The following is a 9,273-nucleotide window of genomic DNA, read 5'->3' on the forward strand; positions in this document are numbered from 1 at the left end:
AGTTGCGGTGCCACCCGGCCCGCCCCGATTTCCCGTTCGAACTCGGACCGAAGGGAGGCGATGAGCTCCCGGTCGCGGCGGAGGATAAACGTATGGGCCGGATGGTCCGGATTCACGGCTTCGGCCCGCAGGGTGGCGTCAAGCTGGATCACGCCGCGGATGCCCGCGTTGTGGCGCATGACCTCGGGCACGGTTTCCAGGAGGCCCTTTTCCTGAAGCAGGGTGCGGCGCCAGGGGCCTTCCCGTTCTTCGCGCCGGACCAGCACGGCCTCCAGCAAGGCATCCTTGCCGCCGAAGTGATGCAGCAGGGCCGTGTGGCTCGTTCCGATCTCTTCGGCGATCTGGCGGACCGACAGGCGCTGGAACCCCTTCTCGGCGAAGACGGCGAACGCTGCGTCCACCAGTCCGGCACGTTTACGCTCGCCGTTGGCGTAGGGAGCCCGCTTGGCGCTGCGGGCCGGTTGCCGAGTCAGTTCTGTCATCGTCGCCCTCCTGGGTTCTCCGGCACAGTGTACCAAGCTTCTTTTCCACTTTGGTAAAAGTTTCCCCTTGAAAGTATTCCAACTTGGAAAGTGTTTGCGTAAGGTTGGGACCAGCCGCAGGGCAGGTGCCTCCGACTGGCAGGGCCTGATGTGCTGCGGAACCTGAAAGGATTTAGATGACCGAGCTCCAGCACTTTCCCGCCAACTTCCTGTGGGGCGTGGCCACTGCCGCCCATCAGGTGGAGGGCAACAACACCAACAACGACACCTGGTTCCTTGAGCACCTGCCCGGAACCATCTTCGCCGAGCCATCGGGTGACGCGATCGACCACTACCACCGCTACCGCGAGGACATCGCGCTGATCGCGTCCCTGGGTTTCAGCACCTACCGTTTCTCGCTGGAATGGGCGCGCATCGAACCGGAAGAGGGCCACTTCAGCGTCGCGGAACTCAACCATTACCGCCGGATGCTCGAAGCCTGCCATGAGTATGGCCTGACACCGGTGGTGACTTTCCACCACTTCACCTCGCCCTTGTGGCTCCTTGCCGCCGGCGGCTGGGAAGACCCGGCCACGCCGGAACGGTTCGCCCGCTACTGCGACCGCGCCACCGAGCATCTGGGGGACCTGATCGGCGTCGCGTGCACCCTCAACGAGCCCAACCTGGCCTGGCTCCTCAAGGCGCTTGGCATCGGCGGCGAACCTGCGGAACACCGCGGCCGGGTTCCGCTGTGGTCCGCAGCCGCTGACGCCCTGGGCATCGAGGCGGCCAGGGTGGCACCGTTCCAGTTCACGGTTTCCGACGCCGCATTCGACATCAAACTCGCGGCGCACCGCGCCGGACGGGATGCCATCAAGGCCCGCCAGCCCGAACTGATGGTGGGCTGGACCCTTGCCAACTCGGACATCCAGGCGGCCGAGGGCGGGCAGGAACTGGCGGACCAGGTCCGGCGCGATGTCAACGAACGCTTCCTCGAAGTCTCGCGCGGCGACGACTTTGTGGGAATCCAGACGTACGGGCGTACCGTCTTCGGGCCCGACGGCGTGGCCCCGGCCCCCGCCGGTGCCGTCACCAACCAGCTGGGCGAGGAGATCTACCCGCAGGCACTCGAAGCTACCATCCGGGAGGCGCACCGGATCGCCGGGATCCCCGTCATGGTGACGGAGAACGGCCTGTCAACGAACGATGACACCCAGCGGCTTGACTACTTCAAAACGGCGCTGGCCGGTGTGGAATCCTGCCTCGCGGACGGCATCGATGTGCGCGGTTACATCGCCTGGACCGCGTTCGATAACTACGAGTGGATTTTTGGTTACGGTCCCACCTTCGGAATCATCGCCGTCGACCGCTCCACCCAGATCCGCACCCCCAAGCCCAGCGCCTACTGGCTTGGCGGTGTGGCCCGGGAAGCCGGGGAGCGCCTGAGCGCGGTGGGTATGGGCTAGGGGGAGGAGCCGGCGTCAGGTTTCGCCGGCGTATGCCCGGCGGCTGCGGAAGGGACCCCGTCCTCTCCGTGGCCGCCCTTTTTGCTGCCGAACGGCAGGACTTTCAGCAGCGGGACCACGATAGCCATCACGATGAGGCCCCAGATGATTCCCAGGACGGCCGAGCACAAAGTGTTCACGAGCCAGGCCAGGAAGCTGCCCGCCACGGGGATCCCGGCGACCGGGGCCTCAAGGGCGTGGACCAGGTCATAGGGAGCATGCCAGCCGAGGTCGTAGGCGCCCTGGAGCATGATGTGGCCACCGACCCACAGCATGGCGACCGTTCCCACAATGGTGATCGCGGTCAGCACGGCGGGCATGCCCTTGACGAGCAGTTCGCCGAAACGCTGGGAGCCCGCGGAGTCCTTCGCGGCCAGGTGGATGCCGATGTCGTCCATTTTGACGATCAGCGCCACCGCGCCGTAGACCAGCACCGTGATGGCCAGGGCAACAACAACAAGGATGAACGCCCGTGCCCACAAAGACTCAGCGGCCACCTCGTTCATCGAGATGACCATAATCTCGCAGGAGAGGATGAAATCTGTGGTGATGGCGCCCTTGGTGACCTTCGCCTCCGCCTCCGGACCGCGGTCCACGGCCGGTGCGTCCTCTTCGGCCCCGTGGTGTCCGCGGAGTTTGTGCCAGACCTTCTCGGCACCCTCGTAGCAGAGGTAGGTGCCGCCCGCCATGAGGATGAACGGAATGGCCCACGGGGTGAAAGCACTGATGAGCAGCAGCGCCGGCAGGATGATCAACAGCTTGTTCCGGAGCGATCCCCAGAAGATCTTCTTGATCATCGGCAGCTCGCGTGACGGGTCCGCTCCGGAGACGTACTGCGGCGTCACGGCGGCGTCGTCGATCACCACGCCGGCGGCCTTAGCCCCCGCTTTGGCGGCCCCGGCAGCGATGTCGTCCACCGAGGCGGCGGCTATGCGGGCAAGGGCTGCGATGTCGTCCAGCAGGGCGACGAGACCGCCGCTCACAGGTCGGTCCCGCACTGCTCGGAGGTGGACTGCTGGGCATGGAGGCCTCGGGTGAGGCGCGTGATCGGCATGCTCAGATTATACGAGGCATCCCCGTGCTCCTTCGGCACCCGTCCGGCACGGCCGTTAGGGGCGCATGCTGACGCTGTCGCTCGGTCCGCTGTTGTAGCCGAGGTTTCGGGACACCGCCCTGGCCGTGGCCTGGACCGCGGGTGCCAGGACGTTGGGGGGAGTGGCGCCGTCCGGCACAACGATGGAAAGTGCGGCCACCACCGCACCCTGTGCATCAAAAATCGGCGAAGCAACAGAAACGGTGCGGGAGGGCGCGGACCTGCGGATCATTGCGACGCCGGTGCGGCGGACGTCGGACAGAGTCCGCCGCAGCTGGCCTTCAGGCATGGCATCCACGCCCGATTCCATATCAGGAGGCTGCCTGATGACCGCCTCCTGGAACCCTGCGTCCGCCCCCGCGAGCAGAACCAGGCCCACCGCCGTCGACCTCAGCGGGGCACGCCCGCCGACACGGTAGGCAACCTCTGTGGCTTGCTTTGATGACAGCCGCTCGATGATGACGGCCTCGTTCTTGTCCCGGACGGCCAGCAGGACGTGGTGGCGGGTCACGGCAAAAAGGTCCTCCAGGTAGGGGAGCGCAATCTCCCGGACGCCGTGGCCGCGGGGTGACAGCGACGCGACTTCCCAGAGCCGGACCCCCACCACGTACCGCCCGTCCTCAAGGCGTTCCAGCGCACCCCACTCCACCAGCCGGGCGATCAGCCGCAGTGCTGTGGGCGCCGGCATCTGTGCCAGCCGTGCCATTTCGGAAAGAGTCAACGCACGACGGCGGTCGCTGAACACTGCGAGGAGGCTCAGCGCCCGGTCAATCACCGGTTCGCCCTGCTTGGGACGCCTGCCACGCTGCGGTTTTGCCGCGTCCTCGTTCACTTCAACCGTCACGCCTGTGCTCCTTCGCCATTTCATGTCAGGTGATCCCCACCACAATACTGTTTCAACCAATGAAATTCGCGTGGGGAGCAGGTACCCGTTCCGGCGATTGTTGAAGAAGCCGGTTACCGGGGCCATCTGACGAGAGGGCACCGACGGATCGGCCCGCAGCGGTCACAGCCGACCGGACGGGCCGCCGGTCCCGGACCCTACTCACGATTCCATCACGAATGCGAAGGCGCACATGAAACTCCTGACCTCCCCCGCACGACGGAGCGCGGCCGTTCTGGCCGGGGCCCTTGTCCTTGGTTCCCTGACCGCCTGCGGCGGCGGAACCAGCCAGACGGCCGCCAAAGCCGATACCAGCACCCTGACCCTCGCCATTGACAGCGACTCGGCATCGTTCGGCTATGACCCGCTGCGCGTTTCAGCGGCCCAGCGACAGTTCTTCGAAGGCCTCTACGAAAGCCTGATGGTGCTCAAGGCTGACGGCTCTGCGGGTCCCGGCCTGGCCAGTGCCTTTGAATACAACGCGGACAACACGGTCCTGACGCTCACCCTCAAGGAGGGCGTGACCTTCACTGACGGTTCCACCCTGGACGCCGCGCTGGTCAAAGCAAACCTCGACCGCCGCACGGATCCGGCCCTGACTGCCTACTCAGCTGTGGCCAAGGGCGGTGCCCAGGAAATCACTTCCGTGGATGTCGTCAGCCCCACCAAGGTGTCCCTGACGTTCGCCAAGGCCCAGCCGGGCTTCGAGAAGAACCTGGCCTCCACCACCGGCATGATCGTGGGCAAGGCCGGCGTCACTGACACCGCAAGCCTGGCGGCGACCCCGGCCGGCTCCGGGCCCTACATCATTGACTCTTCCACGGTGAAGGGCAACAAATACGTGATGGTGAAGAACGACAAGAACGCCGACGCCGCAAAGTACCCGTTCAGCAAGGTCATCTTCAGTGTTGTCCTTGACCCGCAGGCCCGCGCCAATGCCCTGGTCTCCGGCCAGGCGGACGTTGCCATGCTGACGTCAAGCACTGTGGACTTCGCCAAGTCCAAGGGAGTAGGCGTGTCCCAGATCGGCGGCACCGTCAACACCATGATTTCGTTCGACAAGATCGGCAAGACCGCCCCGGCGTTCGCCAGCGAGAAGGTACGCCAGGCCATCCAGCACGCCATTAACCGCCAGGCCCTGGTGGACGCGTTGCACAAGGGTGACATCCCGGCCTGGAACGCGTTGCCCAAGGATTCCGCCGGGTTCACCGAGGAACTGGAGACCAGGTTCGCTTACGACCCGGAGAAGGCCAAGGCCCTGTTGGCCGAGGCCGGCTACGCCAACGGCTTCGACTTCACCATCATCGCCAGCGCCCAGACCCAGACTGACCTGCAGGCCGTCCAGAAGGACCTTGCCGCCGTCGGAATCACCATGAACGTCAAAATGGCAGCCTCCACGGACGAAGCCTTCGCCGCCGTGGCCACCACGCCGCTCGGCTACGCGCCGCTGAACTGGGACAACCCGGTAGGCGTGATGTACGGGGCCATCCTCAGCGGCTTCACGAATGTGCAGAAGGCCACCGATGAGCAGTTGAGTGCAGCCACCGGAGAAGTCGCCGCCGCCAAGGACGACGCCGCCAAGAAGGCAGCGCTCACCAAGCTCAACACGCGCCTGGTGGAATCCGGCTGGATGATCCCGCTCTACGAAGCCCTCACCAACCAGGGCTACAACACCAAGAAGATCAAGCAGGTTGAGTTCGCCGGCACCAACGCGTACCCACTGCTCTCTTCCTACGCACCGGCCAGCTAATACCCGAACCGTTCCGGGCGGCCGCCCCCGCGAGGAGGCCGCCCGGAATGTTCTGACCGATGGAGGTCACCATGGCACTATTCATCACCAAACGCCTGCTGATGGCGTTGGCCACCGTGCTGGTGGTTGCGGTGCTGGCATTCCTGCTGGTGCACGCAATGCCCGGCAGCCCCGGAGCGGTATCGCTCGGAGCCGGCGCGTCCCAGGAAGCGATTGACGAGGTCAATGCCCGCCTCGGCTGGAACGATCCACTCCTGACGCAATTTGTCCGCTGGCTCGGCGACGCAGTCCAGGGCAACCTGGGGATCTCCCTGATCGATGGCCGTTCCGTGTCCGATGACCTGGCCAGCAGGCTGCCGGTCACCGCGTCCCTGGCGGCCGGCGCCACCGTACTCAGCGCCGTCGTCGGAATCGGCTTTGGTGTGAGCGCAGCAGTACGCGGCGGCCTCGTGGACCGGATCGTCGGCGGGCTCTGCGGCCTCGCCGTGGCATTGCCGGCCTTCTGGATCGGCATCATCTTCGTCTACCTGTTCGCCGTCCAGTCATCCGTTTTCCCCGCCACCGGCTACGTTCCGTTCGAGGTGTCCCCGCAGGACTGGGCGATGTCCCTTGCCTTGCCGGTGATCACCCTGGCTGTTGGCGGTGCGGCGTTCATTGCCCGCCAGACCAGGGCTTCGATGCTGGATGCCCTGCAGCAGGAACACATCCGGACCCTGCGGGCCACTGCCACCCCCACCTGGAAAATCCTCTACATCCACGCACTGCGTTATGCCAGCCTGCCGATCGTGGCCGGCATCGCCCTGCAGTTCATGGGCCTGTTCGGTGGCTCAGTCGTCGCAGAACAGCTCTTTGCCATGCCAGGCCTGGGCCAGGCTGCCCAGAGTTCGGTCAGCACCCACGATGCGCCCGCCGTCCAGGGCGTCGTGGTCATCGCCACCGTCGTGGTGGTTGCGGTGAACCTGGCGCTCGAACTCGCCACCAAGTTCCTCGACCCGAAGTTGCGTGCCGCATGATCCCCAACGTTGCACCCGCCCCCGCCGACAGCCCGGTGGAAAGCCCTGTCTCTGCTGTCCAGCCCGCCTCCGGCCGGCCCACGCCGGGTCTTCCCGCCTCCGGCCCGAGGAGTGCCTTCGCCCGGCTGTCGGCCCATCGGCTCTTTTCCTCACCGGGCGGCGTCGCCGGGTTACTGTGGCTGGCCGCCCTGGTGGCCGCGTCCCTGACCGCCCCTTGGTGGCTGCCGTTCAAAACCGAGGACCAGGACTTCACGGCCGTCCTGTCCGGCCCCACGGCCGCGCACTGGCTGGGCGCGGACGAACTGGGCCGGGACATCCTGAGCCGCATTTTCGCCTCAGCCGCCGCTACCCTGGGCACGTCCTTCATCACGGTCCTGGTGGGCATCGGCCTCGGAACCATCCTGGCCATGACCGCCGCCGCCTCCTACCGGGCCGAGGGCATCATCAGCCGGACCACCGAGATCATGATGTCCCTGCCGTCAACGGTCATCATCCTCGCAGTGATCGGGGCCGTAGGGACCAACATCCCCTTCATCATGGCCGTCCTCGGCGTGTTCATGTCCGCCGGCGTCTACCGGGTGATGCTGGGCCAGGCCAAGTCGCTGCAGTCCCAGCTTTATGTGGATGCAGCAAGGGTTGACGGAGTCAGCCCCCTTGGCATCAGCCTGCGCCATGTCCTGCCTGGCCTGACCAACACCATCGTTGTCCAGTCCGCACTCATCTTCGCTGTCGGCATGCTCATCCAGGCCGGTCTTGCCTTCATCGGCTTCGGCCCGCCGCTTCCGGCCCCCAGCTGGGGCGGGATGATCCAGAGCGCCTCCCAGCACGTCTACGATGCGCCGTGGCTGATGGTCCCCACCGGTGCCGTGCTGGCACTGACGGTCCTGGCCGCCAATGCCATCGGCAACGCCCTTGGCAAGGCACCCAACGCCACGGCGTCCCACCTGCCGTCAGCGGCTGCCCGCCGCCAGCGCGCCAAAGCTGTTGCCGCCGTCGGGGCCGCCCCGGTGGCCACTGATACCGCACCGCCCAAGGGCCAGCTCAGTGTCCGGGGACTGTCGGTAGGGGTCGACGGCGGCCCCCGCCTGGTCACGGACGTCTCCTTCGACGTCGAACAGGGCACCGTCCTGGGCCTCGTGGGCGAGTCCGGCTGCGGCAAGACCATGACCGCGCTGTCCCTCCTGGGCCTGCTCCCGTCCGGCGTTGTCGCCACCGGCGGGCAGATCCTGTGGAACGGCCAGAACCTGGCTGCCGCGTCCGACAGTGGCATGGAAGCCATCCGCGGCCGTGAGATCGCCCTGATCTCCCAGGAGCCCATGCGGGCGTTGGACCCGATGTTCACGGTGGGCTACCAGCTCATCTCCGCTATCCGGCGGCTCCGGAAGATGGGGAAAGCTGAGGCCCGGAAGGAAGCACTCAGCCTGCTGGAGAAGGTGGGCATCGTGGACGCGGAGCGCATCCTCAAGACCTACCCGCACGAGATCTCCGGCGGTATGGCGCAGCGCGTCGCGATTGCCCTGGCACTCTCCGGCCGGCCCCGCCTGCTCGTGGCCGATGAACCCACCACCGCGCTGGACGTGACGGTCCAGGCCGAGATCCTCTCGCTCCTGCGGTCCCTGGTGAAAGACACCGGGATGTCCGTGGTCATGGTCACCCATGATCTCGGTGTGGTGGCTGACATCTGCGACCAGGTGGCCGTGATGTACGCGGGCCAGGTGGTGGAGAACGGCAAGACCGCCACCATTCTGGACAACCCGCGGCACCCCTACACCCTTGCGCTCCTCGCCGCAGACCCGCACGCAAACGATGCGTCCGACATGCCGGAACGCCTGGCCACCATCAGCGGCCAGGTTCCGCAGCCCAAGGACTGGCCCTCCGGCTGCCGCTTTATGGCCCGCTGCCAGTTCGCCGGCTCGGCCTGCGCTGCACCTGTCCCGCTGCTGCCTTCCGGCTCCGGTGACGGACTGGTCCGCTGCGTCAAAGCCGACGAACTGGCCGTGGAAGGCCTCGAATGGGTGGCCACCGAGGTCCCCGGCCACCGGCTGCTGGACATCACACCCAAACCATTGCACCGGGTTGAACCGCTGAACATTGTTGAAAAGGACCTGGCATGAGCATCGCAACCGATTCCCGGCGGGAAACACCCAACGGCGTCCAGAACGGCCCCATGCTCGAGGTGAAGGACCTCGTGGTCCGCTACGGCCGCGGCCGCAAGGCCGCAGCCGCCCCGGCCGCCGTCGACCGCGTCAGCTTTGCCATCCAGCCCGGCGAAACCGTGGGCCTGGTGGGGGAGTCCGGCTCGGGAAAGTCCACCATCGGCAAAGCAATCCTTGGACTGCAGAAGACCGCCGGCGGAACCATCAGCTACCAGGGCAAGGACATCACCCACGCCGGAGCGGCTGAACGCCGCGCCCTCGGCGGGGAACTGCGGGCCGTCTTCCAGGACCCCAACTCCTCGCTCAACCCGCGCCAGACCATCGGGGCTTCCCTGGCCGAGCCCCTTCGCCTCCGCGGTGCCTCCGCCGGCGGTCTTCTGCAGTCCAAGGATTGCTTTGCCGATGGTGGACT

At 66.3% G+C, this 9,273-nt stretch carries 8 protein-coding genes; 5 read left to right on the plus strand and 3 right to left on the minus strand.

Going from position 1 to position 9,273, the window contains the following annotated elements; translation table 11 throughout:
* Positions 1-482, minus strand: a 482-nt coding sequence (locus tag DBR22_RS23030; protein ID WP_108600889.1) for a TetR/AcrR family transcriptional regulator, incomplete at its 3' end; no start/stop codon positions are given.
* A gap of 176 nt (positions 483-658) precedes the next feature.
* Here DBR22_RS23030 and DBR22_RS23035 point away from each other — a divergent pair.
* Positions 659-1,927: a glycoside hydrolase family 1 protein gene (locus tag DBR22_RS23035; protein ID WP_108600884.1), complete on the plus strand. Its 1,269-nt coding sequence runs from the start codon at positions 659-661 to the stop codon at positions 1,925-1,927.
* On the opposite strand, the gene DBR22_RS23040 is transcribed toward DBR22_RS23035, so the two are convergent.
* Complete coding sequence (locus DBR22_RS23040; RefSeq protein WP_108600885.1) at positions 1,924-2,949, minus strand: DUF808 domain-containing protein; 1,026 nt, start codon at positions 2,947-2,949, stop codon at positions 1,924-1,926. The two genes, DBR22_RS23035 and DBR22_RS23040, sit on opposite strands and share 4 nt — an antisense overlap.
* 126 nt (positions 2,950-3,075) lie before the next feature.
* Positions 3,076-3,903: an IclR family transcriptional regulator gene (locus DBR22_RS23045; protein ID WP_258229426.1), complete on the minus strand. Its 828-nt coding sequence runs from the start codon at positions 3,901-3,903 to the stop codon at positions 3,076-3,078.
* A gap of 232 nt (positions 3,904-4,135) precedes the next feature.
* Here DBR22_RS23045 and DBR22_RS23050 point away from each other — a divergent pair, with 232 nt between their 5' ends.
* The 4 genes from DBR22_RS23050 to DBR22_RS23065 all read left to right on the plus strand — a co-directional run.
* On the plus strand, positions 4,136-5,692 hold the full coding sequence (locus DBR22_RS23050) for an ABC transporter substrate-binding protein (protein WP_108600886.1): 1,557 nt from the start codon (positions 4,136-4,138) through the stop codon (positions 5,690-5,692).
* Between the two features lie 59 nt (positions 5,693-5,751).
* Complete coding sequence (locus tag DBR22_RS23055; RefSeq protein WP_108600887.1) at positions 5,752-6,705, plus strand: ABC transporter permease; 954 nt, start codon at positions 5,752-5,754, stop codon at positions 6,703-6,705.
* On the plus strand, positions 6,702-8,819 hold the full coding sequence (locus DBR22_RS23060) for a dipeptide/oligopeptide/nickel ABC transporter permease/ATP-binding protein (protein WP_108600888.1): 2,118 nt from the start codon (positions 6,702-6,704) through the stop codon (positions 8,817-8,819). The genes DBR22_RS23055 and DBR22_RS23060 overlap by 4 nt, the downstream gene beginning before the upstream one ends.
* A partial coding sequence (locus tag DBR22_RS23065) for an ATP-binding cassette domain-containing protein (protein ID WP_146187639.1) occupies positions 8,816-9,273 on the plus strand: 458 nt, incomplete at its 3' end. The genes DBR22_RS23060 and DBR22_RS23065, both read left to right, overlap by 4 nt.

Source organism: Arthrobacter sp. HMWF013 (assembly GCF_003061105.1).
GTDB lineage: Bacteria > Actinomycetota > Actinomycetes > Actinomycetales > Micrococcaceae > Arthrobacter.

Coding starts and splice junctions, on each gene's coding strand:
- DBR22_RS23055 (WP_108600887.1), top strand. CDS start 5,752: ATGGAGGTCACCATGGCACTATTCATCACCAAACGCCTGCTGATGGCG.
- DBR22_RS23060 (WP_108600888.1), top strand. CDS start 6,702: ATGATCCCCAACGTTGCACCCGCCCCCGCCGACAGCCCGGTGGAAAGC.
- DBR22_RS23050 (WP_108600886.1), top strand. CDS start 4,136: ATGAAACTCCTGACCTCCCCCGCACGACGGAGCGCGGCCGTTCTGGCC.
- DBR22_RS23035 (WP_108600884.1), top strand. CDS start 659: ATGACCGAGCTCCAGCACTTTCCCGCCAACTTCCTGTGGGGCGTGGCC.